Consider the following 24,677-nt stretch of genomic DNA (forward strand, 5'->3'; position numbering starts at 1 on the left):
CGAAATGGAACACTTCATGAATCTTTCTCAACAAACAAACCGCCGTATCGTGTTGAATTCACGTCCGCATGGCGCCCCGGTGCCGGAGAATTTTCGGCTGGAGAAGACCGAGATACCCACAGTGAACGCCGGCGAAATACTGCTGCGAACAGTTTATCTGTCGCTAGACCCGTACATGCGTGGCCGCATGAACGACTCGCCGTCGTATGCACCTCCGATCGCGATCGGCGATGTGATGGTGGGAGGTACCGTCTGTCGGGTCATGGAATCACAGCATTCCGGTTTCGCCAAGGATGATTGGGTGCTGGCGAACAGTGGCTGGCAGGACTATAGCGTGTCCGATGGCACTGGGCTGATGCTATTGGACAAGCATCTCGAGCATCCATCTTGGGCACTCGGAGTGCTCGGAATGCCGGGATTTACCGCCTATATGGGACTGCTAGACATCGGCCAGCCGCGGGAGGGCGAAACCGTCGTCATGGCGGCGGCAACAGGTGCTGTTGGTTCGGTGGTTGGGCAGATCGCCAAGTTGAAAGGTTGCAATGTCGTGGGGATCGCCGGCGGTCCCGAAAAATGTCGGGTGGGGGTCGAAACGTTCGGCTTTGATGCGTGCATCGATCACTACACCGATGACTTTCCCAACCAACTTGCACGCGCCTGCCCACAAGGGATTGACGTTTACTTCGAGAGCGTTGGCGGAAAGGTATTTGATGCGGTGCTGCCACTCTTGAACGTGAAAGCTCGCGTACCTGTTTGTGGATTGATCGCCCATTACAACGACACGGAACTGCCACCTGGACCGGATCGGTTGGGTTTACTCATGCAAACTCTACTGATCCGGCGCATCAAGGCGCAGGGGTTCATCATCTTCGAAGACTATGGCTCTCGTTATGGCGAGTTTGCCACTGCCATGGGGCCATGGGTCAAGGAAGGCAAAATCAAGTTTCTGGAAGATATCGTTGATGGACTCGAAAACGCCCCCGAAGCGTTAATTGGTCTGCTTACTGGAGGAAACTTTGGCAAGCTCGTAATTCGTGCCGGCAACCACTAATAATAAATGGATTACATGAAGGTCATTCACCCAACTACAACCGACGGAAGTTCAAGCCATTTGCATCGGTCCTGATCTAACAATTGCACCGCCATTCAATCTTCAGCCAGAATGCACAAACACATGACATTTCCACGAACATTTTCTCACATCGGCATTTCCGTGACCCACTTAGATCAAGCCGTAGACTTCTACACGAAAACGTTGGGATGGTACGTCATCATGCCGCCCACCGAAGTTGTGTCGGATAACTCCGCTATTGGAATGATGTGCAATGACGTATTCGGGGAAGGCTGGGGTCGATTTCGAATTGCGCACTTGTCCACCGGCGATCGAGTTGGCGTCGAACTCTTTGAGTTTGAAAATGCCCAGAAGCCCGAGAACAATTTCGAGTACTGGAAAACAGGAGTGTTTCACTTCTGCGTTCAGGACCCTGACGTGGAGGGTCTCGCAAAGAGAATCGTTGATAACGGAGGAAAGCAACGAATGCCCGTTCGCGAGTACTATCCCGGAGAAAAACCTTACCGGATGGTTTACTGTGAGGACCCTTTTGGAAACTTAATCGAAATCTATTCTCACAGCTATGAACTTACTTATTCAGCAGGCGCATACCAAGGCGGTTCCGAATGAAAGGTGGTCTCGCAAGCTTGGGAAAAAAATCGGCAAACTCGTGGTTCGCTTAGGTCTCGAAGAGCCAGAAACTCAAAACTAAAGGATCAATTCATGCTAAAACAGACTTTACTTTCCAACGAAGGGATTCTCATTCTCGAACCTTCAGGTGCACTAGAATCTGCCGACTTTGACGCCGGGGCCCATGAGATTGATCCCTATCTTGCGGAGCATGACACCCTGGCCGGCGTGATGATCGTCGCCAGGGCATTTCCAGGCTGGTTGAACCTCGAAGCCGCTATTGCTCACTTGCGGCTTATCGAGAGCTATCACCAAAAAATCAAAAAACTGGCAGTGGTCAGCGACAATGGTTTGCTGGCGGAGTTGCCAAAGATCGTAGCTCAGCTTGTGCATCCGGATGTCAAGCATTTTTCGGAATCCGAGTATGAAGATGCGCTGAGCTGGCTTCGGGAAGTGGCGGTCCCGGTTGGCCAATAACAACCAAAGCGGTTTTTTGAATGACAGCATCCACAAACGAGAATCACCTTTACAGGAGTAACAGACAATGCCCATCCAACTCAATGAAGAAGACGGCGGCAAACTGCTTAACGTGCATGTCAGCGGCAAGCTGACAAGTGCGGACTACGAGCACTTCGTGCCGGAATTCGAGCGGCTTGTCGCCGAGAACGGCAAGCTGCGAGTCCTGTTCGATATGACGGAATTCCACGGCTGGGATGCCGGCGCGCTTTGGGCAGACACCAAGTTTGCCATCAAACACTTCGCCGACATCGCGCGAATCGCCATGGTCGGGGAAACGAAATGGCAGCACAGGATGGCGACGTTCTGCAAGCCGTTCACGAAAGCAACAATTCAATATTTCGATCATGCCCATTCGACCGAGGCGCGGGCGTGGCTGGACAAGGCGTAATGGATTTGCCGCGGACAACACAAAGAGCTTTTCCCTCGTTCGTGCTAGCGAGCACTTCGCTGTGCGGTCGGTGGGGAGCTGACGAGGACTAGAAGACAAATGGTTTCACATGAGCTAATCGACACAGCGAACGCGCTGGTCGCCGACGACAAGGGTCTGCTGGCGATGGATGAAAGCAACCCAACCTGCAACAAACGATTTGCCCGGTTGGGCATTCCCCAGACCGAGGAGGCCCGGCGCGCCTATCGGGAGTTGATCGTGACCACGCCAGGACTCGGCGAGTGCATCTCGGGAGCGATCCTGTACGACGAGACGATTCGCCAGCAGACCAAAGATGGCACGCCCTTTGTCAGAGTTCTCATTGATGCGGGAATCATTCCCGGAATCAAGGTGGACACTGGCGCCAAGGACATGGCAGCTCATCCGGGTGAGAAGATCACGGAAGGTCTCGATGGCTTGCGAGAGCGATTGGCTGAGTACTCCCAAATGGGCGCTCGATTTGCCAAGTGGCGGGCAGTCATCGCTATTGACGATCAGCTTCCGAGTCGAAGTTGCATCGCAGCCAACGCTCACGCGCTGGCGCGCTACGCCGCATTGTGCCAGGAAGTCGGACTGGTCCCCATTGTCGAGCCGGAGGTGCTCATGGACGGCGAGCATACCCTGCAACGATGCCGTGAGGTGACGGAACTCGTCTTACACACGGTGTTCGGCCAGCTTTTCGCGCAACGGGTAACGCTGGAGGGAATGCTTCTTAAGCCCAACATGGTGCTTCCCGGGTTGGCATGTCCCGAGCAGGCAAGCGTGGACGAGGTCGTCGACGCCACAGTGAGTTGTCTCCTGCGCACCGTCCCTGCTGCAGTGCCGGGGATTGCGTTCCTATCGGGCGGCCAATCCGCTGAACTTGCCTCGGCCCGATTGAATGCCATGAATGTTCAATTCCATTCGCGAGCGCCTTGGGCGTTGGCCTTTTCGTTTGCCCGCGCCATCCAGCAACCGGCATTGGAGATCTGGCAAGGCAAGGAGCCCAATGTGAAAGCGGCGCAGCAGGCACTGATTCATCGAGCCAAATGCAACCGGGCAGCGCGCCGTGGCGAATACGATGTCGCGATGGAAAGGGGGGCATCATGACACGCTGCTTAACACTCCAACAGTGCCTTGACCTCGAACCCACAAAGGCGGTGGGCATCGCCTCCGACCACGGCGGCTATGAGCTGAAGAAGTATCTGGCAATGATGCTACGCGAAGCCGGTGCGGAGGTGATTGATTTTGGCGACCGGGAACTCGTGCCGGAGGATGACTACCCGGATTTTGTCGTGCCGCTGGCTCGTGCCGTCGCCGCTGGACAGGTGGAACGTGGCGTGGCAATCTGCGGCAGTGGCGTCGGCGCATGCGTCGTCGCCAACAAAGTGCGCGGCGTTCGTGCTTGTCTCATCCATGATCCGTTTTCCGCGCACCAGGGAGTCGAGGACGATGATCTCAACCTAATCTGCCTTGGCGGTCTCGTTGTCGGCCATGCTCTCGCTTGGGAACTGGTGCGTACCTTTCTCATCGCACGATTTTCCGGTGAGGAACGCCATCGCCGCCGCATTGACAAGGTGACAGCTCTCGAAAACCAACCCATTTCCAAGGTCATCCGTTACACGAACATTAAAGGCGGCGCTCCCACTGAACCGACCGGCGGCCACTCCCGTTCACTCAAGCTTTATCTCATTCGCCACGGCGAGACAGAGTGGTCGCGCTCTGGCCAATACACGGGCCGCACGGATATTCCCCTGACCTCCCATGGCGAGGAGGAAGCGCGCGCGGTAGGACAGCGGCTACGGAACCTCTCTTTCCGCCATGTGATGACCAGTCCGCTAAAACGTGCGAAACAAACTAGCATGCTGGCAAAATTAGGACCAGTGCCTGAAATCTAGCCTGATCTGGCAGAGTGGGACAATGGCGATGACGAAGGTCGGACCTCTGACGAGATCCTCTCATCGCGGCCGGGGTGGAACCTCTTTCGCGACGGCTCACCAGACGGGGAGAGCCCCGCGCAGATTTCCGACCGCGCGGATCGGTTTATCGCCCTCGTTCGCAAACTCGATGACAATGTGGCCATCTTCTCCCACAGCCACTTTTGCCGCGTCCTAGCCGCCCGGTGGATTGGTCTGACCGTCGCGCAGGCAGAGCCATTTCTGCTCAACACTGCATCCATCAGCATCCTCAGCTACGCACATGATTGCTCGGAACAGCCAGCCATCGCGTTATGGAACTCTGTCGCCTACGAAGCCCTCGAAGGGGAGACAAACCAGCGCGTTGGCGACACGAGGCCGATGAAGCAGCGCGCGATTGAACGCTGGGAAAACGAAGGCGGAGAAGTCCGACAGGGTCGGCTAAACTGCATAGGCGACGTCGAAGGAAGGCAGCCCTGATGAAAAAGCTCATCGTTTTCGATCTGGATGGCACGCTCGCCGAAAGCAAATCAGCTTTAGATACCGAGATGGCTACACTGCTTAGTACACTCTTACGCATTGTGAAGGTGGCAGTTATCTCCGGTGGCAACTGGCAGCAGTTCCAAGAGCAATTGCTCTCAAATCTGCCGCATGACGAACACCTGAAGAATCTGTCGATGCTGCCGACATGTGGCACAAAGTTCTACCAATACAAGTCAGGATGGGAACAGCTGTACGCGGAAAACTTCAGCGAAAAAGAAAACCAGAAGATCGTTCGGTCCTTGAAGGAAGTGATCGACTCTTTGGCCTTCGAAGCCCACGAGACTTGGGGAGAAGTCATAGAAGATCGCGGAAGTCAGATTACGTTTTCCGCGTTAGGGCAGCAAGCGCCGCTCGAAGAAAAAGAAAAGTGGGATCCGGATTTCACCAAGCGTAAGAAAATGAAAGAGGCGCTCGACCGCCTGATCCCCGAGTTCTCCGTGCGTTTAGGCGGGACCACCTCTATCGACATAACCAAGTTGGGCATCGACAAAGCCTACGGCATTCGAAAACTTCGCGAAATTCTTGGCATCGCCATTACGGAGATGATTTTCGTCGGGGACGCCTTGTTCCCTGGTGGAAACGACTATCCCGCCAAAGAAGCCGGAGTCGTGTCAATCCAAGTCCGAGACTCGAATGAATCGAAGCGGGTGGTCGAAGCGATCATCGCATGCCTAAGTGACTCGCAAACATCCACATGAGAAAGAACCTAATGAGCGGTTTTCAATTGAAGCGTCTCGATCTCCTAATGGAGTTGGAGCCCGACAATCCGTACGAAGTGGGAGGAGTTTTGAACCCAGCTGCAGCGCGCGGGCCGGATGGAGAACTGTATCTGTTTCCACGTTTGGTCGGGAAGAACAACTTCTCGCGCATCGGCATAGCCCGCGTGCAATTCAATGACGTCGGCGATCCATGCGGCATCGAGCGACTTGGTATTGCGCTGGAACCAGAGGCGGATTACGAGTTGCGAGCGAACGGGCTCGGTGGATGTGAGGACGCTCGTGTGACCTTTGTCGAGCGTTTTGGGAGCTACGTGATGACTTACACAGCGCTCTCCCGAGCCGGTCCAAGGATCGCACTCGCCGTATCAAAGGACTTATTTCATTGGAGAAGGTTGGGACTGGCTACGTTTGAACCGTATCGTGGGATTGACTTCGTCCATGTCGACAATAAGGACGCGAGTTTATTCCCCATCGCCATACCGAATCACCGCGGAAAGATGCAGCTCGCGATGATCCATCGGCCGCTATTCGCAGGCTCGAGACCGGAAGAAATCGATTGCGATGAATGCTGGCGGCTTGTCGATCTCGATCACGAAAGTATTTGGATTTCCTATTGCCCTATGGCGCTCGAAGGTCTGGAACCGGATCGCCTCGCACTTTTTAACTCACACCATCGCCTGGCCACGCCCGTCGCGCCGTGGGAAGCGTTGAAGATCGGCGGGGGCACTCCGCCCGTGATGACGCGGCACGGATGGATGATTCTGTATCACGGGGTGCATGCGACAGACACAGTAGGCGGAACAGGAAAACACCTATGTTACTCCGCCGGTGTCATGATTCTATCGAAGGAACATCCACGGACAATCTTATATCGCTCGCCGGAACCGTTGTTGACTCCCATTCTTCCGCACGAACGTGATGGCGTCGTAGAAAACGTGGTGTTTCCCACGGGCATCGACTGCCGCAATGACATTGGCCAACCGGATCGGTTCGACATCTATTACGGCATGGCCGACAGCCGAATCGGGGTGGCGAGCATGACAGTTCCTCGGCGGCTTCCAACAACACCATTGCCCAAAGTCGATGCTCCGAACGCTATTGTACCGGTCGTGCCGCAGCCAGCGGAGACAACACTATGACAACTAAGAATCCCACAAGGGTGAACTGCGGTGTGGTCGTCTCGGTGCGCGGCGGTGTCGTAGACATACGGTTCGATGCGAATTTGCCGCCCATCTATTCGCTGCTGCACGCGCAGGAGGGCAAAATTGTCATCGAGGTCTTAGCTCAGCTCGACGAGCATCGCGTGCGTGGAATCGCGCTGACCCCCACCCAAGGCCTTGCTCGAGGCAACGCCGTGGAGGACACGGGCGGGCCCTTGAAGGCGCCAGTCGGCAAGGAAATTCTTTCACGAATGTTCGACGTGTTTGGTAACGCCATTGACCGTCAAGCGGCATTATCTGGTGTCGAGTGGCGTTCGGTGCATCGGGCTCCGCCCCCACTGGCACGACGTTCAACCAAATCTGAAATCTTTGAAACCGGCATCAAGGTCATCGATGTGCTCGCCCCGCTGGAGCGCGGCGGCAAGGCGGGACTCTTTGGCGGGGCGGGTGTGGGAAAGACGGTGCTACTCACCGAAATGATCCACAACATGATCGGACATCAGGAGGGCGTGAGCATCTTCTGCGGCATCGGCGAACGGTGCCGTGAAGGCGAGGAGTTACACCGCGAAATGAAGAACGCCGGCGTGCTGAAAAACATGGTCATGATTTTCGGACAGATGAACGAGCCGCCGGGCAGCCGGTTTCGCGTGGGACATGCGGCATTGACGATGGCCGAGTATTTCCGAGATGATCAACACCGCGACGTGCTGTTACTGATTGACAATATCTTCCGCTTCATCCAGGCCGGCATGGAGGTGTCCGGCTTGATGGGTCAAATGCCGTCGCGTCTGGGATACCAGCCCACAATGGGCACCGAGTTGTCGCAGTTGGAGGAGCGGATCGCAAACACCGATGCCGGCGCCATCACCTCCATCCAGGCGGTGTATGTGCCGGCGGATGATTTCACTGATCCGGCGGCAGTGCATACTTTCTCGCATCTCTCTGCTTCGATCGTACTCTCGCGCAAACGAGCAAGCGAAGGCCTCTACCCCGCCATTGATCCGCTCCAGTCGGGTTCAAAGATGGCCACGCCGGGCATCGTCGGACAGCGGCATTACACATTGGCACAGAAAATCAGGCGGACGCTTGCGCAATACTCAGAACTCAAGGACATCATTGCGATGCTCGGCCTGGAACAGCTTTCGCCGGACGACCGCGACGTGGTTGCCCGCGCCCGCCGGTTGGAGCGTTTTCTCACCCAGCCCTTTTTCACGACCGAGCAGTTTACCGGCCTTAAGGGGAAGCTCGTTAGCCTCGAGGACGCTCTGGACGGCTGCGAGCGAATCCTACTCGATGAATTTAAAGACTATCCGGAGAGAGCACTCTACATGATCGGAACCATTGACGAAGCGAAGAAAAAAGCGAAGCCCGGCACGAAAAATCCTCCAAAGGTCGAACATGCCAACGATTCACATGAAACTTAAAGTTCTCTTGCCCTTTCAAATTTTCGCCGAAAAAACCGATGTGTCGCGCATCGTCGCGGAGACGCAGGAGGGTTCGTTCGGACTCTTGCCGCACCGGCTCGATTGCGTAGCGGCGCTCTCTCCCGGAATTCTGATCTACGAAACCGCATCGGAGGGCGAGTTGTACTTGGCCATCGATGAAGGAGTGTTGGTCAAGACTGGCTTGGACGTGCTCGTTTCCGTGCGCAACGCCATTGGCGGAAAGGACCTTGGCCAGTTGCGTGAGGCGGTCGAGCGAGAGTTTCTCACATTGGACAATCACGAGCAGAGCGTGCGCTCCGTGATGGCGAAAATGGAGAGCGGCTTCATCAGTCGCTTGGCGGAGTTTCATCATGAGTGACATTTCGGAAAACAAGAGTGGAAATGATCAGACGGTGTTCAGTCGGGAGGTCGGCGCGAAGGCGGACCGCAAGCTTCATGCGCGGCGTAACCCCACGCCGGGAGTTTGGTATGGCCTGGGCATGATCGGGCTAGTCGGATGGTCGGTGGTGGTTCCGACGCTGCTCGGTGCAGCACTGGGAAACTGGTTGGACAAACAGTACTACGGCAATCATTCCTGGACACTGTCGATGCTAGTCGTCGGTTTGGTAATTGGCTGTTTAAACGCTTGGCATTGGGTGGTCAAGGAAGACAGAGAAATGCGAGAGGAACAGGAAAATAATGATGAATGAAACATTGGCTTTGGTGCTGGCTTTGTTAGCTGGTTTATTGCTCGGTGCGATATTCTTCGGCGGCCTTTGGTGGACGATTCAGAAGAGTGTTTCGTCGAAACGGTTAGCCCTATTGTTTCTCGGCAGCCTGTTGCTGCGAATAAGCGTTGCGCTGTTCGGTTTCTATATTGTCGCGCGCGGTCACTGGCAGAGGCTGCTGGTGTGCCTCTTGGGATTTATCATCGCGCGCGTCGTTGTGAATTGGTTGATCCGGCCATCAAGAGAAAACCAGAGCCGCCCGGCAGCGGAGGTCAGCCATGCGCCTTAGTCCCGATGAGATGATCTTCTGGCAACACGGATTTCTAAAAATCAACGCCACCATCGTTTTCACGTGGGGACTGATGCTCACCCTAGCAGTCGGTTCGCTACTCATCACGCGCAAACTTTCCAAGGAACTGGAACGTTCGCGCTGGCAGAACCTTTTGGAAATCGTCGTCACTGGCATGGAGAAACAAATCGGGGACGTCGGCCTCCGCCACCCCGAGAAGTATCTCGATTTTCTGGGCACTCTCTTCCTGTTCATTGCCTCGGCCAGCCTCTGCACAATTATTCCCGGCTACGAGCCGCCGACGGGCTCGCTCTCGACCACCGTGGCGCTTGCGCTGTGCGTGTTTGCAGCGGTCCCGCTGTTTGGTATTGAGGCTCAAGGGATCGGTGGCTACCTCCAGTCCTACGTCAAACCGACCGTCATCATGTTGCCGTTCAACATCATAAGCGAACTATCTCGCACGCTGGCTCTGGCTGTCCGCCTTTTCGGCAACATGATGAGTGGGGCAATGATTATCGCTATTCTGCTCACCATCACGCCATTCATCTTTCCCGTCGTTATGACGGCCCTCGGCCTGCTAACCGGCATGGTACAGGCCTACATTTTCAGCATCCTGGCCGCGGTTTACATCGCGGCTGCAACGCGCACTCGCGAAGGTAAACTTGAACCCGAAGCAATCCACTAAAATGTGAATTGCAGATACCAAAGGAGATATTATGGATAACACGACTATGATCGCGGTGGCATCAATTGTCATCGCAGGCCTCACCACCAGTTTTGGGTGCTTGGGACCAGCGCTGGCCGAAGGGAAGGCGGTCGCGACGGCCCTGACTTCGCTGGCGCAGCAACCCGACGCTTCCGCCACGATCACCCGGACCTTGTTTGTCGGTCTAGCGATGATTGAGTCCACGGCAATCTACTGCTTCGTCGTCTCGATGATTCTCATTTTTGCTAATCCGTTCTGGAATCACGTCATCGACCTAACCGCAGGAAAGTAATCCATGCTCATTGATTGGTTCACCGTCGGTGCGCAGGCGCTCAACTTTCTCATCCTCGTGTGGTTGTTGAGGCGTTTTCTCTACAAGCCTATCCTCAGCGCCATCGATGCGCGCGAGAAGCGGATTGAAACGGAACTCGCGGACGCCGATGCGAAAAAGGCCGAGGCCCAAAAGGAGCGAGAAGAGTTCCATCACAAGAACGAGGAGTTCGACCAGCAGCGTACTGCATTACTAAGCCAGGCGACAGACGAGGCGCAGGCCGAACGTGGACGGCTCCTCGACGAAGCGCGGAAGGCTGCCGAGGCTCTGAGTTCAAAACGGCAGGAAACACTGAGAAACGAAGCCCATAACCTATATCAAGCAATCAGCCGCCGGACACAGCAGGAGGTATTCGCCACCGCACGAAAGACGCTGGCAGATCTTGCCGGGATGAGTTTGGAAGAGCGAATTGTAGAAGTCTTTGTTCGCCGCTTGCACGAGTTAAACGGAGAAAAAAAGAAGCAGCTCGTGTCGGCGCTCAAGGCGTCGCCCAACCCCGTGGTTGTTCGTACTGCATTTGACGTTACACCCGCACAGCGCTCCTCAACTGAAGGTGCGATCAAAGAAACCCTTGGCATGGAGACTCAGATTCAGTTTGAAATCGCGCCAGACTTGATCGGCGGCATTGAACTCATCACGAACGGGCAGAAGGTAGGGTGGAGTATCGCGGATTATCTGGCGTCGCTGGAAAAGAACGTGAACGAACTTCTGAAAGACACGGACAAGCCTGAAGTCAAAGCTGAGTCGAAATCTGAAAAACCTAAATCCGAAGCAAAGCAATGACGAACATGGAACAGGGAAGCCTCCAGAATGTTTTCGATCGCACGTTTGCTGGAATGAGTCAAGCGCGAGAAGAGTTCACGCCGCAACTGACGGCGCAGGAGGTGGGCACGATCACCAACGTGTCCACCGGCATCGTCAAGGTCTCTGGTCTCCCTGGCGTGGGCTATGATGAATTGGTAACGTTTCCCGGCGATGTGCTTGGCATCGCGTTCAACGTGGACGCCGACGAGATTGGCGTCGTACTGCTAGGTGAATACTGGCGTCTTCACGCGGGGGACGAAGTCCGGCGCACGGGCCGTGTCATGGACGTGGCCGTCGGAGAAAGATTGTTGGGGCGCGTCATCGACCCGCTCGGTCGGCCACTCGACGGAAACGGATCGGTGGCCTCCAGCAAGCGTCTGCCCATCGAACGCCCCGCCGCGCCCATTATGGACCGCGCGCCCGTCACGGTGCCCCTCCAGACTGGACTCAAAGTCATCGATGCGCTTATACCCGTCGGGCGCGGGCAGCGGGAGTTGATTCTCGGTGATCGGCAGACGGGCAAGACCGCCATTGCCATCGACACCATCCTCAATCAACGGAACCAGAACGTGGTTTGCGTCTATTGTGCGATTGGCCAGCGTGCGTCCTCAGTCGCGAAGACAGTTGCATCCTTACGGCAAAAGGGCGCGATGGAATACTCAATTATTGTTGTGACTGAGGGCAACGACCCGCCGGGTCTTGCTTATATCGCTCCTTACGCCGCGACCAGTATCGCGGAGTCTTTCATGGAAGCCGGACGAGATGTTCTGATTGTTTACGACGACCTCACACACCACGCACGCGCCTACCGCGAACTTTCCCTCTTGCTGCGTCGCCCGCCCGGTCGCGAAGCCTTTCCCGGCGATATCTTCTACATCCACTCGCGGCTGCTGGAACGTGCGACCCACTTGCGCAAGGAACTCGGTGGTGGATCCCTCACTGCGCTGCCCATCATCGAAACTGAAGCACAGGACATTTCCGCCTATATTCCGACTAATTTGATATCCATCACGGATGGGCAAATCTATCTCTCGCCTTCGCTTTTCGAATTGGGCGTGCTACCTGCGGTCAATGTCGGAAAATCCGTTTCCCGGGTTGGCGGTAAAGCACAACGCGCAGCGTATCGTGCGGTGGCTGGCGATCTCAAGCTCGCATACGCCCAATTTGAGGAGCTTGAAACCTTTTCCCGCTTCGGTGCAAGTTTGGATGAAAACACCCGCAAGGTCATCGAGCACGGAAGGCGAATTCGCGCCTGTCTGAAACAGCCGGAATTCACTCCTGTATCCGTACCCGCGCAAATTACCGTGCTGCTGGCTCTGACCGCAGGTCTGTTTGACGATGTCCAGCTTGACCAAATGACGGACGCCGAGCTGGGCGTACGCAAGGCGGCGGCGGATCTCCCGGCATCACTGCGCGATAGATTGGATTCAACCCAAGAATTGAGCGACGAAGATCGTGAAACAATGGTCCAAATCGCCCGAAAAGCGCTCGCTCGCTTCCAGACCAAGCCTCCACCCCAGGAGAAGACATGAGCGACACCTTGGCCAACCTGCGCCGAAAAATCGGCGGAGCCGGCGACCTCCAATCCGTCGTCCGCACGATGAAGGCCGCGGCCGCCTCGAACGTCGGACAATACGAGAAATCGGTGCAGGCTTTGGCTGATTACTATCGCATCGTGGAGTTGGGGTTGGGAGCGTGCTTCCGCGAAATTGGCTCAGCGCCCTTGATTGCAGAAAGGAAAAAGCCCGGGGCTGCGGGTGCGATAGTTGCGATCGTGTTCGGTACTGACCAGGGATTGGTGGGGCAATTCAATGAAGTGGTGACGGATTATGCGGTCAAAACGCTGGCTACTCTATCGGCCAAACCCGAGGTCTGGGCCTTTGGTGAGCGCGTTCGCGCGCGCCTGGTGGACACAGCCCTGCCGATTGTCGGACTCTTTTCTGTGCCGAACTCGGTTAAGGCCATCACCCCGCTCGTCGGACAGATTCTTCTGGAGAGCGAGGCCCACCACACTCAGGGTCAGGTCACCGAACTCTACCTATTCTACAATCGTCTCACTTCGGGCGCGGTTTATGCGCCAGTCACACAGCGCCTCTTACCGTTAGACGAAGACTGGCGACAAAAGCTGACCGAACGTCCTTGGCCAACGAGCAACTTGCCCGAGATCATGGGTGGCGATACGGCGACATTGCAAGCACTTATTCGCGAATACCTCTTTGTCTCGCTTTTCCGCGCATGCGCCGAATCCCTCGCGAGCGAGAACGCGAGCCGCCTGGCAGCGATGCAGCGCGCCGACAAAAATATCGACGAATTGCTGGAGGACCTGAACCGGTCATTCCATCGTTTGCGCCAAAGTGGCATCGACGAGGAATTGTTCGATGTCGTCGCCGGTTTTGAAACCCTGTCGAGCGAGCAGCGCGAGTCAACGATCTAGCAGAGACTAAAAACTGACTGAGGTGGTGGCGACCGACGCTAGGTTCTCAGTCTGCTTTGTGCTCGCGGTTGCATCAGCCTCAGTGCCTTCGCGAAAACGCAATTTCGCAGACTTCGCAAGATTTCGCGTCAATTTCTTGAGAACTGTGCGACTTCAGCCAGCTATTCACACCTCAATAATGCGTAAAAGTGCGGTTCCCGAGTAGGATTCAATGTGCCGTTCTTCGCTAGATTGAGTCGTGACCCTGTGGGACGGCTTCGAAAAATTTTACGGGTCGCTTTTCTTTGCTGGCGGAGTAGAATGCGTTAGGTGCAGTCAACCGAATTCAGGCAGTAAAGATGAGCAAGCAAAAGATAAAGACCCCACTGACGCAGTCAGAAATTGGAAAATATTGGACATTGAATGCCGTTGCGCAGAAGCACGGAGTGCCACCGACGAACATCGCCCGCGCGGCGAAGGGCGTGCCGGGCATACCAAAGATTCGCAGCCTCAAGATGTGCGGTGGAACGGGCATCCAAGTCTACTACGAGCCAGACGTGAAGGCTTACGCGAAGGTCTATAAACCCAGCAAGAAACGAGTTCGATCAAAAGTCTGTGAACTACGAACTTTGGTTCGCATGGGGAAGGCGGTGCATTGGGTGCCAGTGAAGTCGGAGGACGGCGGCGCGGTCTGCGGAAGGCTCGGCGATTGGGGTCCACCATTGAAATCAGCGGGCAAGCGGGTTTGTGGACGTTGTAAGACTCTGAGTGGACCTTATCAACTGAAGAAGCGATAGTCGACATGGGCTTGACCGTAGATTGCGAATAGGAGAGCGATGGTAAGCAACCAGCGCCCGGCGAGTTTAGCAGAGTGGGGTGCTAATGTTGGCGCTCGCAACGGAGGTTGATACTCCTCAGGTGCCTCACGTTCGGTGAACCGCGTCACTGAGGTGTGAATTCAAAGTCGAGACCTATGCGAGTTCGCGTCGAGCGCAACTCCAATCGGGTGGTCCATCTTCGGTCAGTTTGGAAATCGGCGAACTGCGGCGGTCGAGGCGACCGAAGCAGATTTCGCTCGCGACCAAAGTCGGCCTGTGTGTGTCCACTCTTCGAACGTCACGTTCCCGAACCGGAACCCGGAAAACGGTGGTTTGTTGAGGCTTCTCGATCGCTGACGCCTTGGGTCGAGTAGCCCCGCTAGTAGGAATCAAAGCACTTCTTGGTGCCCAACTTGCTTGCCTGGATCACATGTTGCCTATCTTTATGATAGAATCCCCAGGTGTTTTGCGTGAAACAAGCTAACTTTCTAAGAACCAACAATGCCCGTGGCAGCCCCCGAGATGCATCTTCCTAAGCGAGTCGCGGTCATTGGCGCTGGAATCGCTGGCTTGACGGTCGCACATGAATTGGCGCGGCGAGGTTACCTGGTATCGATCTACGAGGCCAATGCCGAGGCCGGTGACTTTTTCCGTAGTACGCGACGAGCGGCGTCTCGGTGAAGAAGTGGTAGCTAGTAAATGAGCAAAACCGGCGATGGCAAAATTGGGTTCTGGGGAGTGGTTGCCATCGGCGTCGGCGGGATGGTCGGCGGCGGGATTTTTGCAGTGCTCGGATTGGCGGTGCAATTGGCTCACGGCGGCACGCCTGTGGCCTTTGCGGTGGCGGGAGCGGTGGCGCTGCTAACGACATACTCCTACGCGAAGCTGTCGGTTGCTTATCCGAGTCGCGGTGGAACGGTGGCATTCCTTGACCGCGCGTTCGGTGCCGGCATGATCACCGGCAGTTTGAACGTGTTGTTGTGGCTGAGTTACGTGGTCATGCTGTCGCTGTATGCTCTGGCGTTTGGCAGTTACGGTGCAACGTTCTTGCCGGAGACGTGGCAGGGGGTCGGCAAACACGTGCTGATCAGTCTCAGCGTCATCTTGATTGCGGGCCTGAACCTACTGAGTGCCGAGTTGATCGGCAAGGCTGAAAACTGGATCGTGGGATTAAAAGTAGCGATCCTGTTGTTGTTCGTCGGCGTCGGCTTGACCGGCATCAAGACGGCGCAAATCGTGCCCGGTTCGTGGTCGCCACCGCTTCAGTTAGTGGCGGGCGGGATGATCATCTTTCTGGCCTACGAAGGGTTCGAGTTGATCGCCAACACTGCTCACGACGTGCGGGATGTGGCTCGGACATTGCCGCGTGCCTATTACACCGCGGTTGGGTTTGTAATCGCCTTGTACGTGCTGGTCGCGCTCGTCACCGTCGGCAATCTCACTGTGGACAAGATTGTCGCGGCCGAGGACTACGCCTTGGCGGAAGCGGCTCGACCCTTTCTCGGGAAGCCCGGCTTTACGCTGATCGCGGTGGCGGCGATGTTGTCCACGGCCTCCGCGATCAATGCCACGCTCTACGGCGCGGCGCGGTTGAGTTACTGCATCGCGCGCGACGGCGAATTGCCGGCCATGCTGGAGCGAAAAGTCTGGGGTGAGCCGCTGGAAGGACTCTTGATCACCGCCGTACTAACGCTATTTGTGGCCAACGTCTTTGACCTGACCAGCATCTCTACACTGGGCAGCGCCGGGTTTCTGTTGATCTTCGCGGCAGTGAACACCGCCAACGCACAACACGCACAACGAACGAGCAGCCAAGGCTGGATTTCGGTAGCGGGAGCCGTCGCATGTCTGGCCGCCTTGGGCGCATTGGTTTGGCACACAACGAGGACCGCGCCCACAAAGTTGTGGGTGCTGGCCGCCATGGTCGCCTTGGCGGTGACGATCGAAGGCGGTTACCGGCTGGCGAAACGGGAGATCCGTTTGCACGAGGCGTCGGACTTCGGCGAAGCTCCTTGAATCGCAACATTGCCTGTCATTCCTGCGCCGCAAAAGCCGATTTCGCTACCTGCAAGCGGTGCTGACACCGCCCGCACTTCTCCGCTACTCAAACTCGCGCTGGATGCATCAGTTTCAGCGAGTTCGCCCCATTTCTTGGACGCAGATTCCTTGCGGAATTGGGGATAAAATGGGAGAAGTGTGAAGCTAAGCGGCTGCCTGACTTTTCCTAAAAGTGACAGGAGATTCAGCAGGAAGCCGCTTGAGGCCATCGGCTGGCGTAACCGTGAAGGGAAGCATGTGCCGACGGCATGGTGCCGTCGCGGTAGAGTTTCACAGCGACCACGATTCTGAGTCATCTCGTTACTGCAACAGCCCTCGCTTGCGAAGCGACGACTTGAGGTGAGTCAGGGTCGGATGTTTCTTCGCAAGGTGAGCAGCATGCCTGCAAGTGATCTGGGCTCCTTCGTCACCACCGACGGCGTCGCGAAGGTCCGCCAGAATCTCGGCGGCCGCTTTGTAGTTCTGGGTGCCGCGCGCGTCGACGAGTTTGTCCGCCTCGCGAAGCCATTTCTGGGGCGCATTGACCATCTGCTTCATTCGGTCTTGTCGCTCGCGTTCCTGCTTCAAGGCTTTGCGCCGCGCGGCCGCTTCACGTTTCTCTCGTTCCTTCGCCTCTTGCTCAGCGCGCAGGACGACGGTCCGTTCGAGCAATTCACCGATCGTGCGCCCCAAGGTAACGTTGGGCCAACCCGAATTCGGCGCAAAAACACGGATCGCGGCAAGCATTTCTGATTTGACGACAGCGGCATCCTCGGCAAGTAATTTGCGCAACAGCCGTTTAGATTCAGGCTGGCTGAGTGCGTCAATCCACGCATCACAACATTGCTGGTGATCCTCCTGCACTGGCGAAGGCGGCGCACCCTCAGCGGCCGCAAGCAGAATCACGGGATCAAGACCGAAGAACTCCATCACCGGACCGAAAGGTCCCAAGCACTCAGCAAGACCTCCAGGCACCGGTGGCTCAATGATGTCGGGCGAAGTGGATTGGTTGTCCAGCACTGCACAAAGCCAGAGAAGATACAACGCACGCGTGTCACCGGCGAGCAATCGGGTCCGAATTTCAACGACCTCGTCCAAATACTCACCCGGCGACCACACTTCTTCAAGCTCTCCCGATTCGTGAATCGGTTCGAGGGTCAAAATTCCGCCCTTGCCCTTGGACTCCTGCTTCCAGGTCAATTCTCCGGCGATGTAGTGTGACCAAACCGCCTTTGGGAACGGCAAGCCAGCCGGCAAGTGGATCGCAATCTTGCGAACGCCGAAGTTGGCGTAGTGCAAATGGACGTCGTAACCGTGTCGCAGCAAGCCGTTCGCATCGCCGTGAAAGTCACCGAAGTAATATTCGTTCTCGAAATACCATCGCGTGATTTCTGCTCGTGACGACTGCTTCCGGGCGTAGGCCAAGTCACGATCCGTCAAGGGACGATCGCCGCTCGAAACACGAGGAATTGGTACTCACTCAAGCTTGCAGCCTCCTGTCAGGGCCCGTTTTAGTATCGATCCGTTGGACAGGTCATCGCGGAAGCGATGATCAACCGATGATCATCTTAACAAATCTCCTCGCTGGAGAAGCCCAGATGGCAATTCAATTCATCATCATGCATTCTGGCGTGGCCCGTCAACTGCATGAGGTGTAATCTCTGTTGGAAGACCTCTGCAGCTAGGTCTGTGAGCCAACTCGCGGAGAATTCTCCAAATTTCATGCAATTAGGCCATTTTCAAACTGACATCGGAGTGTTCCTCGCCTCCGCAGTAGCGTTGCGAGTGTTGACGCCGCCGCGGGCTGGGTATATATTTCGATATATGGCGAAATATAATATTGGTGAGACCGGGATGCGAGACCTGTTGGCGATCACAAAAGCTCTGGCGGACGAGAACCGCCTGCGGGCCATTGCCCTTCTTCGCGGGCGGGAGCTGTGCCTGTGCCAGATCATCGAGGTGCTCGGGCTGGCCCCGTCGACCGTGTCGAAGCACATGTCGATTCTGCACCAAGCGAGGCTTGTCGAGTCACGCAAGGAAGGACGCTGGGCATACTTCCGGCTCGCTGAAGACGACGCTCCGTCCGAAGCGTTGCAGGCTCTCGAATTGGTGCTCGCCAGCCTGAAGCAAGATAAGCAAGGCAAGGCCGACCAGCAACAGCTCAAGGCCGTGCTCAAGATTGAACCCGAAGAACTTTGTCGAATGCAGGCCAACTGCAGATGCTAAAAGTCCTATTTCTATGCACTGGTAACTCCTGCCGCAGCCAGATGGCCGAGGGCTGGGCTCGTCATCTAAAGGGTGATGTCATCGACGCCTACTCGGCGGGCGTGGCGACGCACGGGATGAATCCGAATGCGGTTGCCGTCATGGGCGAAGCGGGCGTGGACATTACGTCCCAGCACTCGAAGCACGTCGATGAACTGGCCGAAGTCGCGTTCGACTACGTGGTAACCGTGTGCGACAACGCGGCCGAGTCCTGCCCTGTCTTTCGCGGCAACGCAAAAATAGTTCATCAACCCTTCGACGACCCGCCGCGGCTTGCCCGAGATGCTGCCAATGAAGAAGAGGGCCTTGCTCATTACCGACGTGTCCGCGATGAAATCTGCGATTATGTGGCATCGCTCCCTAACATCTTGGAGAGTACAAATCATGGATGAAGCCACGCCTACCGAAAGTGAGTCGCTTGGTTGCCCGAATGGCAGGCTAGGATTTCTTGACCGATTTCTTACGCTCTGGATATTTCTGGCAATGGCTGTCGGTGTCGCGGCTGGTTACTTTCTGCCTGGTATCGAGGGAATTATCAACCAGTTTCAGGTCGGCACGACGAACATCCCAATCGCCATCGGGTTGATTCTGATGATGTACCCGCCCTTGGCAAAGGTGAAGTATGAAGAATTGGGCGACGTCTTTCGTAACTGGAAAATACTCGGGTTGTCTCTGGTCCAAAACTGGTTGATCGGCCCAGTGCTCATGTTTGCACTAGCTGTCGTCTTTCTGCGGGACTACCCAGAGTACATGACGGGGCTCATTCTCATCGGCCTAGCTCGCTGCATCGCCATGGTTATCGTTTGGAATGATCTAGCCAAGGGCGACACCGAATATGCCGCTGGCTTGGTCGCCTTAAACAGCGTCTTTCAAGTTTTGTTCTATAGCGTCTATGCCTGGGTGTTTATTACCTGGCTGCCCCCGCTACTGGGTCTCGAAGGAAGCGTCGTCCAGGTTAGCATGGGGCAGATCGCCGAGAGTGTATTCATCTACCTCGGCATTCCTTTCTTGGCAGGGATGGTCACGCGTTTCGTACTTCTCAAGAAGAAGGGCCGTGAGTGGTACGAGCAGGTATTCATTCCAAAGATTAGTCCACTGACGCTAGTGGCGCTATTGTTCACGATCCTTGTAATGTTCAGCCTCAAGGGAGACCAGATTGTCCGCATCCCTTACGACGTACTACTGATCGCTGTGCCACTGCTGATTTACTTTGTAGTAATGTTCTTGGTGAGCTTCTTCATGGGCCGGCAGATTGGGGCGGACTACTCCAAGACGACGACACTGGCCTTCACGGCCGCGAGCAATAATTTTGAATTGGCGATAGCGGTGGCCATCGCAGTATTCGGCATCAATTCTGGCGCAGCGTTTGCCGCTGTTATTGGTCCGTTGGTCGAGGTGCCGGTGATGATTGGCTTGGTAAATGTGGCCCTGCGATTTCAACGGAAGCTATTCGGCAGTAGCCCATCGGCATCTTCTGTGAGTTCAAGTGAATCGTAAGGTGTTCGTACCGTCGATTAGACATTTCCTTACCTCTATTTCAAAGGAGACGAAACATGGAAGCTCAAGAACACAAAGAGTGCTATGGGACGATGTTTCCCGACGCATTGCACTTCCACGACAACAAGCCTAGCAAGGGAAAGGTGTTCACGTTTGAACTTGATAGCACAGTTGGGATGGGCGCAGTTCGCACAGCCCGCAAGTTTTCGGCGAACATCGAAGAATGGGACGACTGCCTGAAATGCCCCGAGTTTGAGCATTGCTACAAACTCTGCATGGGCAAAATGGCCCTGGAGTCAGTCATTGTTTTTGAATAGCCGATTGGTAGCGATGCACCGTGGGTTAGCCAAATCGCGCGGGCACCTTACTTGACTTCTCTGACTTATTTGGCTACAGTCGAAAATAACCAAATTTCGATGAGAGAACAATGAACCGAGCCGAAAAAGCGAAATACGAAACACGAGCCAAGGTGCTCAAGGCGCTAGCTCACCCGGCAAGGCTCAAGCTAGTCGATGTGCTCTCTGAGCACGATGAGGTGTGCGTTTGTGACTTAACTGAGTCGATAGGGAGCGATATGTCGACCGTTTCACGCCACTTGGCACAACTCAAGAATGCTGGCATCGTCGAGAGCGAGAAGCATGGTCAAATGGTCTTTTATCGCCTGCGGGTGAAGTGTCTCACGAGCCTGTTCGGCTGCATTGAGTCGGTAGTGAAGTGCCAGGCTGACGACCAGTTAAAGGTGCTTTCGTAGCAACAAAGAGAGAAGAGTTTTATTTGGCCCAATAGTTGCATGTTTGACCAAATAAACAAAGGTAAGGTGGCAAAATGATCCGCGAGTGGAAGATCTTTGCAGCGTTTTTGGCGATATTTCTGTTCGCCTATTTCGTCCCCCTGGCTACGCCCCAGTTCTCGGCCGACGCCAATCCTAACGCTGCTAAGGTGACAGGCGCCATTGTGGAGGCGTTTGTGCTACTGCAATGGTACGCCCGCAACCACACGCTGGCGTGCGTCGTACCTGCCCTGTTCATTGCTGGTGCGATAACCACATTCCTCTCCAAGGAGTCGGTCCTCAAGCATCTTGGCCCTAAAGCGAGTAAGACCGAGGCGTATTCTGTGGCTTCGGTCTCTGGAACCGTGCTGGCCGTTTGCTCGTGTAGCGTGCTGCCGATGTTCGCTGGCATCTACCGAATTGGGGCGGGCTTAGGCCCAGCGGCTTGCTTTCTGTATGCCGGGCCGGCAATCAACGTGCTAGCGATCTTTCTGACAGCCCGTGTGCTTGGTTTTGAACTTGGAGTAGCTCGGGTCATTGGTGCCATGGTTTTCGGGGTGATCATCGGGCTGCTGATGGCCCTTCTGTTCCGCCGTAGCGAAGACGACCGTAACCAGGCGACTCTCGCCCTGCCTGACCCGCCAGCCACAAAGCGTCCTCTTTGGCAGAGTGCCACGTTGCTTGCTGCCATGCTGGCCTTCCTGATTTTTAGCGATTGGTTCAATCCGGGCGACAAGCAGGTGCAGCTCGCGGACGGCACAAAATTCCCGGCAACTCTGCAATACGAAACAGAAACAAGCTACGACCTTCGGCTCCAAGAGGCCGTCCTGGGGCACGAGGCCTCCGAAGTCATACGACTAGGGAAGTCAGAAATTACTCAGATCGAAGACGTTGACACTTGGGTGACCCGCATTCACCACGTCCGCTGGTATCTGGCCGGTGCGATGGGAGTGCTGGTGGCGGTCATGAGTCTAGTGTGGCTCGACCGTGCGGAATTCGGTGAGTGGATGGGAAACACCTGGGAATTTTCCAAGCTGCTAGTGCCGCTCTTGTTTGGTGGCGTCTTCGTGGTCGGTTTCCTCGGTGCGCTGGTCCCTGAAAAGCAGGTTGCTGCTCTGATGGGTGACAACAGTCTGACGTCGAATCTGATTGCTTCGGTGGTCGGCTGCCTGTTTTACTTTGCAACTCTCACAGAGGTTCCAATTCTTGAAGCCCTAATGAAGGCCGGTATGGCGAGTGGGCCAGCCCTCGCGCTGTTATTGGCTGGACCTGCCCTATCGCTGCCGAGCATTCTAGTCATCCGCAAGGTCATCGGAGACGGCAAGACTGCCGTTTTCGTCGGACTTGTCGTCGTCATGGCGACCATCGCCGGCATGGGCTACGGGGCGATGTATCCCGTTCACACCACCACCACACCGATAGCCGTGGTCGTCAATGCTCCCTAATGAACCAACGGAGAAAGGACCGAACTATGACCAGCATTAAAATACTCGGAACCGGCTGCAAGAAATGCATAAGACTTAAGGAAAACGTCGAGGCAGCCTTGAAAGAAATGCGCGTCGAGGCGGACGTACAGAAAGTCGAAGACATTAACGAAATTGTTCAGTTCGGTGTGATGAGCACACCGGCACTGGTCATCGATGGCGAAGTAAAAATCGTAGGCAAAGTCGCCTCGCCCGAAGAAATCATGGCAGTTCTGCCCCATTGAACACTTTTGGGTGTAGTGGGCACGAACAGCAGTGTAAGCCAATCCAAGCTTGCCCTGTTGATGGACAGAAGTTGGCCGCAGCCCTTTGTTGAAAGGAACTGAAATCATGACAGCCAAGAATTTGCTCGCGATCACCTTGCTACTCTTTGTGATCGGGGCCATCGCGACGATCGTATTGAAAGAAGCCGACAAGAGCTCTTCGGCTAGTATGGCAACGAATACAACTGGAGATGCTCCGCCACCTGCCAACGGTATTGTGGTGTATTACTTTCATGGCGAAACTCGCTGCCCTACCTGCCGCAATATCGAAGCCTATGCCCATGAAGCAATTCAGTCCGGCTTCTCTAAGGAATTGGATTCGGAGTCAATCAGCTGGCAGGTAGTGAACTACGAGATGCCCGACAATACTCACTTCGCTACAGATTATGAGGTCGTCTCGTCAACGGTGGTCTTGGTGAGGTTCTCGCAGGGCAAGCAGACAGACTGGCGCAACCTCATGCGGGTCTGGGAGCTTGTCGGCGACAAGGAGGCTTTTGTGGGCTACGTTCAAAGCCAGACACAAGAGATGCTAGACGATACTGAAGGTTGACTTTTTTTGCTGCAACAAAATGGAGAATAATGAAATGACAGGATTCTTAAGCATACTCACGGTCGCTGCGACGTTGGCAACAGCCATAGTGGAAACGAAGCCGGCTATTGAGAAAGAGGTCGAGCCGCCCGCACACCAGGTGATTGCCATATATTTTCACCGCACCCAAAGATGTCCTACCTGCAAACGCATCGGCGCGCTAGCCGAGGAAGCGATTCGCAGAGGCTTTCCCAAGGAAATCAAGACGAGAGTCGTCGAATACCGACTGGTCGATTTCCAGGACAAGAAGAATACAAAGCTAGTCAAACAGTACGGGATCAATACACCGACCCTCGTGCTTTCAAACGTCTTTGACGGCGAGGTTGTACGAGCTACTTCGATGCCAACAATCTGGCAGCTGGTGGGCAAACCTGAAGAATTTCAGGCGTACGTTCAGGACGGCGTGACAAAATACTTGAAGCAAACTAGAAAAGCAGCGGAGTCGAAGGAATGACTGAATATTCTATGGCAGCCATGTCGGCACTTTGGCTGGGAGTGCTCACTTCGATCAGCCCATGCCCGCTGGCGACGAACATCGCGGCGATCAGCTACATCAGTCGTCGTGTCGAAAGTACGCCTCATGTGCTCCTCGCCGGCCTCCTCTATACAGTAGGGCGCATGGCAGTCTATCTAGGATTGGCATTTATTTTGGTCGGTACCGCGTTGTCAGTGCCGCAAGTGTCTCTGTTTCTCCAAAAATACATGCACTTGCTGCTAGGACCGATGTTAGTGTTGGTTGGCATGTTCCTGGTGGGGCTGATCAAGATAGATATTGGGGGACGAGGCGTCTCTGAAGGGCTCAAGCAACGCATTGACGCTATGGGCATCTGGGGCTCGCTGCTGCTGGGAGCCTTGTTCGCTCTTGCCTTCTGCCCCACATCGGCCGCATTGTTCTTCGGAAACGTCATGGCTTCTGTCAACGCCGGTTCGACCGTCACTCTACCACTTCTCTACGGAGTGGGGACTGCGCTGCCAGTTTTTGTCTTCGCAGCACTGATCGCGATGGGATCGCAGGTACTTGGCAAAGCGTTCAACATAGTGGGCAAGGTTGAGTGGTGGGCTCGCAATGCGACAGGGTGGGTGATCTTATTGGTAGGATTGTGGCTAACAGTCCAATCACTGTTTCAAGGCACTGCATGACGGGTTGGTGCCATGTGGACCGAGAAAGAAGTCTCGACCTTTGAGATTCACGACCGCTTGCCCGCTTGAAGGATGTTTACGGTACTCGGGGAGATGATTGTTCGACCAGGGCTTGATGCGGTTCTCCTTTGCAAAATCCAAAAACGGTATTTACCGTTTTGGAAGCTTGGGAAACG

General features: G+C 55.4%; 30 protein-coding genes and 1 pseudogene. 30 read left to right on the forward strand and 1 reads right to left on the reverse strand.

Translation table 11 applies throughout. The features are described 5' to 3' along the window. The first annotated feature begins 16 nt into the window (after positions 1-16). The 20 genes and pseudogenes from Pla144_RS06025 to Pla144_RS06125 all read left to right on the forward strand — a co-directional run bounded on the left by Pla144_RS06025 (position 17) and on the right by Pla144_RS06125 (position 16,473). A complete protein-coding gene (locus Pla144_RS06025; RefSeq protein ID WP_146448797.1) occupies positions 17-1,051 on the forward strand; it encodes an NADP-dependent oxidoreductase in 1,035 nt (344 codons plus the stop codon). A 123-nt stretch (positions 1,052-1,174) separates the two neighbouring features. Then, a complete protein-coding gene (locus tag Pla144_RS06030) occupies positions 1,175-1,681 on the forward strand; it encodes a lactoylglutathione lyase family protein (RefSeq protein WP_146448799.1) in 507 nt (168 codons plus the stop codon). A gap of 93 nt (positions 1,682-1,774) precedes the next feature. Next, positions 1,775-2,158, forward strand: a complete 384-nt coding sequence (locus Pla144_RS06035; RefSeq protein ID WP_146448801.1) for a SpoIIAA family protein — start codon at positions 1,775-1,777, stop codon at positions 2,156-2,158. Positions 2,159-2,225: 67 nt separating this feature from the next. Next, positions 2,226-2,588: a SpoIIAA family protein gene (locus Pla144_RS06040; RefSeq protein WP_146448804.1), complete on the forward strand. Its 363-nt coding sequence runs from the start codon at positions 2,226-2,228 to the stop codon at positions 2,586-2,588. Between the two features lie 99 nt (positions 2,589-2,687). Then, positions 2,688-3,716: a class I fructose-bisphosphate aldolase gene (locus tag Pla144_RS06045; protein ID WP_146448807.1), complete on the forward strand. Its 1,029-nt coding sequence runs from the start codon at positions 2,688-2,690 to the stop codon at positions 3,714-3,716. Further along, positions 3,713-5,002, forward strand: a pseudogene (locus Pla144_RS25025) (RpiB/LacA/LacB family sugar-phosphate isomerase). The gene Pla144_RS06045 and the pseudogene Pla144_RS25025 overlap by 4 nt, the downstream one beginning before the upstream one ends. Further along, positions 5,002-5,763, forward strand: a complete 762-nt coding sequence (locus Pla144_RS06060) for an HAD-IIB family hydrolase (RefSeq protein WP_146448809.1) — start codon at positions 5,002-5,004, stop codon at positions 5,761-5,763. The pseudogene Pla144_RS25025 and the gene Pla144_RS06060 overlap by 1 nt, the downstream one beginning before the upstream one ends. Then, positions 5,760-6,923 (forward strand): glycoside hydrolase family 130 protein, encoded by a 1,164-nt coding sequence (locus Pla144_RS06065; RefSeq protein WP_231936194.1) that lies wholly within the window; start codon positions 5,760-5,762, stop codon positions 6,921-6,923. The genes Pla144_RS06060 and Pla144_RS06065 overlap by 4 nt, the downstream gene beginning before the upstream one ends. Then, on the forward strand, positions 6,920-8,368 hold the full coding sequence (atpD, locus tag Pla144_RS06070; protein WP_146448811.1) for a F0F1 ATP synthase subunit beta: 1,449 nt from the start codon (positions 6,920-6,922) through the stop codon (positions 8,366-8,368). The genes Pla144_RS06065 and atpD overlap by 4 nt, the downstream gene beginning before the upstream one ends. After that, a complete protein-coding gene (locus tag Pla144_RS06075) occupies positions 8,358-8,747 on the forward strand; it encodes a F0F1 ATP synthase subunit epsilon (RefSeq protein ID WP_146448814.1) in 390 nt (129 codons plus the stop codon). Before atpD ends, Pla144_RS06075 begins: the two co-directional genes overlap by 11 nt. Then, positions 8,740-9,078, forward strand: a complete 339-nt coding sequence (locus Pla144_RS06080) for an AtpZ/AtpI family protein (protein ID WP_146448816.1) — start codon at positions 8,740-8,742, stop codon at positions 9,076-9,078. The genes Pla144_RS06075 and Pla144_RS06080 overlap by 8 nt, the downstream gene beginning before the upstream one ends. Continuing rightward, positions 9,068-9,385: an ATP synthase subunit I gene (locus Pla144_RS06085; RefSeq protein WP_231936196.1), complete on the forward strand. Its 318-nt coding sequence runs from the start codon at positions 9,068-9,070 to the stop codon at positions 9,383-9,385. Before Pla144_RS06080 ends, Pla144_RS06085 begins: the two co-directional genes overlap by 11 nt. Beyond that, the gene (locus Pla144_RS06090) at positions 9,375-10,070 is read left to right on the forward strand and encodes a F0F1 ATP synthase subunit A (RefSeq protein ID WP_146448818.1); all 696 of its coding nucleotides are present in this window, start codon (positions 9,375-9,377) and stop codon (positions 10,068-10,070) included. Before Pla144_RS06085 ends, Pla144_RS06090 begins: the two co-directional genes overlap by 11 nt. A 31-nt stretch (positions 10,071-10,101) precedes the next feature. Continuing rightward, positions 10,102-10,383, forward strand: coding sequence for a F0F1 ATP synthase subunit C (locus Pla144_RS06095; protein WP_146448820.1), 282 nt, complete (start codon positions 10,102-10,104; stop codon positions 10,381-10,383). Between the two features lie 3 nt (positions 10,384-10,386). After that, the gene (locus tag Pla144_RS06100; RefSeq protein WP_146448822.1) at positions 10,387-11,205 is read left to right on the forward strand and encodes a F0F1 ATP synthase subunit delta; all 819 of its coding nucleotides are present in this window, start codon (positions 10,387-10,389) and stop codon (positions 11,203-11,205) included. Between the two features lie 5 nt (positions 11,206-11,210). Continuing rightward, positions 11,211-12,758, forward strand: a complete 1,548-nt coding sequence (locus tag Pla144_RS06105) for an alternate F1F0 ATPase, F1 subunit alpha (RefSeq protein WP_146449090.1) — start codon at positions 11,211-11,213, stop codon at positions 12,756-12,758. Next, a complete protein-coding gene (locus tag Pla144_RS06110; RefSeq protein ID WP_146448824.1) occupies positions 12,755-13,660 on the forward strand; it encodes a F0F1 ATP synthase subunit gamma in 906 nt (301 codons plus the stop codon). The genes Pla144_RS06105 and Pla144_RS06110 overlap by 4 nt, the downstream gene beginning before the upstream one ends. Before the next feature lie 338 nt (positions 13,661-13,998). Further along, a complete protein-coding gene (locus Pla144_RS06115; RefSeq protein ID WP_146448826.1) occupies positions 13,999-14,436 on the forward strand; it encodes a hypothetical protein in 438 nt (145 codons plus the stop codon). A gap of 522 nt (positions 14,437-14,958) precedes the next feature. Beyond that, positions 14,959-15,138, forward strand: a complete 180-nt coding sequence (locus Pla144_RS06120) for an FAD-dependent oxidoreductase (RefSeq protein ID WP_146448828.1) — start codon at positions 14,959-14,961, stop codon at positions 15,136-15,138. An 18-nt stretch (positions 15,139-15,156) separates the two neighbouring features. Beyond that, on the forward strand, positions 15,157-16,473 hold the full coding sequence (locus Pla144_RS06125) for an APC family permease (protein WP_146448830.1): 1,317 nt from the start codon (positions 15,157-15,159) through the stop codon (positions 16,471-16,473). A 342-nt stretch (positions 16,474-16,815) separates the two neighbouring features. Here Pla144_RS06125 and Pla144_RS06130 read toward each other — a convergent pair whose 3' ends face one another. Continuing rightward, positions 16,816-17,934, reverse strand: coding sequence for a hypothetical protein (locus Pla144_RS06130; RefSeq protein ID WP_146448832.1), 1,119 nt, complete (start codon positions 17,932-17,934; stop codon positions 16,816-16,818). A gap of 249 nt (positions 17,935-18,183) precedes the next feature. Between Pla144_RS06130 and Pla144_RS06135 the strand changes: the two genes are divergently transcribed. From Pla144_RS06135 to Pla144_RS06180, 10 genes are all read left to right on the forward strand, one after another. Beyond that, positions 18,184-18,720, forward strand: coding sequence for an ArsR/SmtB family transcription factor (locus Pla144_RS06135; protein WP_197530413.1), 537 nt, complete (start codon positions 18,184-18,186; stop codon positions 18,718-18,720). Beyond that, positions 18,714-19,151 carry an arsenate reductase ArsC gene (locus tag Pla144_RS06140; RefSeq protein WP_146448834.1) on the forward strand — a complete coding sequence of 146 codons (438 nt, stop codon included), beginning with the start codon at positions 18,714-18,716 and terminating at the stop codon, positions 19,149-19,151. The genes Pla144_RS06135 and Pla144_RS06140 overlap by 7 nt, the downstream gene beginning before the upstream one ends. Then, entirely contained in the window at positions 19,144-20,256 is a 1,113-nt protein-coding gene (gene arsB, locus Pla144_RS06145; RefSeq protein ID WP_146448836.1) for an ACR3 family arsenite efflux transporter, read from the forward strand. Before Pla144_RS06140 ends, arsB begins: the two co-directional genes overlap by 8 nt. A 56-nt stretch (positions 20,257-20,312) precedes the next feature. Beyond that, a complete protein-coding gene (locus Pla144_RS06150; RefSeq protein WP_146448838.1) occupies positions 20,313-20,573 on the forward strand; it encodes a hypothetical protein in 261 nt (86 codons plus the stop codon). 110 nt (positions 20,574-20,683) lie between these two features. Continuing rightward, on the forward strand, positions 20,684-21,007 hold the full coding sequence (locus tag Pla144_RS06155) for an ArsR/SmtB family transcription factor (protein WP_146448840.1): 324 nt from the start codon (positions 20,684-20,686) through the stop codon (positions 21,005-21,007). Between the two features lie 74 nt (positions 21,008-21,081). Then, positions 21,082-22,470 carry a permease gene (locus Pla144_RS06160; protein ID WP_146448842.1) on the forward strand — a complete coding sequence of 463 codons (1,389 nt, stop codon included), beginning with the start codon at positions 21,082-21,084 and terminating at the stop codon, positions 22,468-22,470. Positions 22,471-22,496: 26 nt separating this feature from the next. Continuing rightward, on the forward strand, positions 22,497-22,733 hold the full coding sequence (locus Pla144_RS06165; RefSeq protein ID WP_146448844.1) for a thioredoxin family protein: 237 nt from the start codon (positions 22,497-22,499) through the stop codon (positions 22,731-22,733). Between the two features lie 106 nt (positions 22,734-22,839). After that, a complete protein-coding gene (locus Pla144_RS06170) occupies positions 22,840-23,322 on the forward strand; it encodes a nitrophenyl compound nitroreductase subunit ArsF family protein (RefSeq protein WP_146448846.1) in 483 nt (160 codons plus the stop codon). Between the two features lie 34 nt (positions 23,323-23,356). Next, positions 23,357-23,815, forward strand: a complete 459-nt coding sequence (locus Pla144_RS06175) for a nitrophenyl compound nitroreductase subunit ArsF family protein (RefSeq protein WP_146448848.1) — start codon at positions 23,357-23,359, stop codon at positions 23,813-23,815. Then, on the forward strand, positions 23,812-24,501 hold the full coding sequence (locus Pla144_RS06180) for an aromatic aminobenezylarsenical efflux permease ArsG family transporter (protein ID WP_146448850.1): 690 nt from the start codon (positions 23,812-23,814) through the stop codon (positions 24,499-24,501). The genes Pla144_RS06175 and Pla144_RS06180 overlap by 4 nt, the downstream gene beginning before the upstream one ends. Positions 24,502-24,677: the final 176 nt, after the last annotated feature.

Source organism: Bythopirellula polymerisocia (genome assembly GCF_007860015.1).
Taxonomy (GTDB): domain Bacteria; phylum Planctomycetota; class Planctomycetia; order Pirellulales; family Lacipirellulaceae; genus Bythopirellula; species Bythopirellula polymerisocia.

What these genes read in the sequence shown, in the direction of transcription:
- Pla144_RS06025 (WP_146448797.1), top strand. Translation starts at nt 17, where the DNA reads ATGAATCTTTCTCAACAAACAAACCGCCGTATCGTGTTGAATTCACGT.
- Pla144_RS06030 (WP_146448799.1), top strand. Translation starts at nt 1,175, where the DNA reads ATGACATTTCCACGAACATTTTCTCACATCGGCATTTCCGTGACCCAC.
- Pla144_RS06035 (WP_146448801.1), top strand. Translation starts at nt 1,775, where the DNA reads ATGCTAAAACAGACTTTACTTTCCAACGAAGGGATTCTCATTCTCGAA.
- Pla144_RS06040 (WP_146448804.1), top strand. Translation starts at nt 2,226, where the DNA reads ATGCCCATCCAACTCAATGAAGAAGACGGCGGCAAACTGCTTAACGTG.
- Pla144_RS06045 (WP_146448807.1), top strand. Translation starts at nt 2,688, where the DNA reads ATGGTTTCACATGAGCTAATCGACACAGCGAACGCGCTGGTCGCCGAC.
- Pla144_RS06060 (WP_146448809.1), top strand. Translation starts at nt 5,002, where the DNA reads ATGAAAAAGCTCATCGTTTTCGATCTGGATGGCACGCTCGCCGAAAGC.
- Pla144_RS06065 (WP_231936194.1), top strand. Translation starts at nt 5,760, where the DNA reads ATGAGAAAGAACCTAATGAGCGGTTTTCAATTGAAGCGTCTCGATCTC.
- atpD (WP_146448811.1), top strand. Translation starts at nt 6,920, where the DNA reads ATGACAACTAAGAATCCCACAAGGGTGAACTGCGGTGTGGTCGTCTCG.
- Pla144_RS06075 (WP_146448814.1), top strand. Translation starts at nt 8,358, where the DNA reads ATGAAACTTAAAGTTCTCTTGCCCTTTCAAATTTTCGCCGAAAAAACC.
- Pla144_RS06080 (WP_146448816.1), top strand. Translation starts at nt 8,740, where the DNA reads ATGAGTGACATTTCGGAAAACAAGAGTGGAAATGATCAGACGGTGTTC.
- Pla144_RS06085 (WP_231936196.1), top strand. Translation starts at nt 9,068, where the DNA reads ATGATGAATGAAACATTGGCTTTGGTGCTGGCTTTGTTAGCTGGTTTA.
- Pla144_RS06090 (WP_146448818.1), top strand. Translation starts at nt 9,375, where the DNA reads ATGCGCCTTAGTCCCGATGAGATGATCTTCTGGCAACACGGATTTCTA.
- Pla144_RS06095 (WP_146448820.1), top strand. Translation starts at nt 10,102, where the DNA reads ATGGATAACACGACTATGATCGCGGTGGCATCAATTGTCATCGCAGGC.
- Pla144_RS06100 (WP_146448822.1), top strand. Translation starts at nt 10,387, where the DNA reads ATGCTCATTGATTGGTTCACCGTCGGTGCGCAGGCGCTCAACTTTCTC.
- Pla144_RS06105 (WP_146449090.1), top strand. Translation starts at nt 11,211, where the DNA reads ATGGAACAGGGAAGCCTCCAGAATGTTTTCGATCGCACGTTTGCTGGA.
- Pla144_RS06110 (WP_146448824.1), top strand. Translation starts at nt 12,755, where the DNA reads ATGAGCGACACCTTGGCCAACCTGCGCCGAAAAATCGGCGGAGCCGGC.
- Pla144_RS06115 (WP_146448826.1), top strand. Translation starts at nt 13,999, where the DNA reads ATGAGCAAGCAAAAGATAAAGACCCCACTGACGCAGTCAGAAATTGGA.
- Pla144_RS06120 (WP_146448828.1), top strand. Translation starts at nt 14,959, where the DNA reads ATGCCCGTGGCAGCCCCCGAGATGCATCTTCCTAAGCGAGTCGCGGTC.
- Pla144_RS06125 (WP_146448830.1), top strand. Translation starts at nt 15,157, where the DNA reads ATGAGCAAAACCGGCGATGGCAAAATTGGGTTCTGGGGAGTGGTTGCC.
- Pla144_RS06140 (WP_146448834.1), top strand. Translation starts at nt 18,714, where the DNA reads ATGCTAAAAGTCCTATTTCTATGCACTGGTAACTCCTGCCGCAGCCAG.
- arsB (WP_146448836.1), top strand. Translation starts at nt 19,144, where the DNA reads ATGGATGAAGCCACGCCTACCGAAAGTGAGTCGCTTGGTTGCCCGAAT.
- Pla144_RS06150 (WP_146448838.1), top strand. Translation starts at nt 20,313, where the DNA reads ATGGAAGCTCAAGAACACAAAGAGTGCTATGGGACGATGTTTCCCGAC.
- Pla144_RS06155 (WP_146448840.1), top strand. Translation starts at nt 20,684, where the DNA reads ATGAACCGAGCCGAAAAAGCGAAATACGAAACACGAGCCAAGGTGCTC.
- Pla144_RS06160 (WP_146448842.1), top strand. Translation starts at nt 21,082, where the DNA reads ATGATCCGCGAGTGGAAGATCTTTGCAGCGTTTTTGGCGATATTTCTG.
- Pla144_RS06165 (WP_146448844.1), top strand. Translation starts at nt 22,497, where the DNA reads ATGACCAGCATTAAAATACTCGGAACCGGCTGCAAGAAATGCATAAGA.
- Pla144_RS06170 (WP_146448846.1), top strand. Translation starts at nt 22,840, where the DNA reads ATGACAGCCAAGAATTTGCTCGCGATCACCTTGCTACTCTTTGTGATC.
- Pla144_RS06175 (WP_146448848.1), top strand. Translation starts at nt 23,357, where the DNA reads ATGACAGGATTCTTAAGCATACTCACGGTCGCTGCGACGTTGGCAACA.
- Pla144_RS06180 (WP_146448850.1), top strand. Translation starts at nt 23,812, where the DNA reads ATGACTGAATATTCTATGGCAGCCATGTCGGCACTTTGGCTGGGAGTG.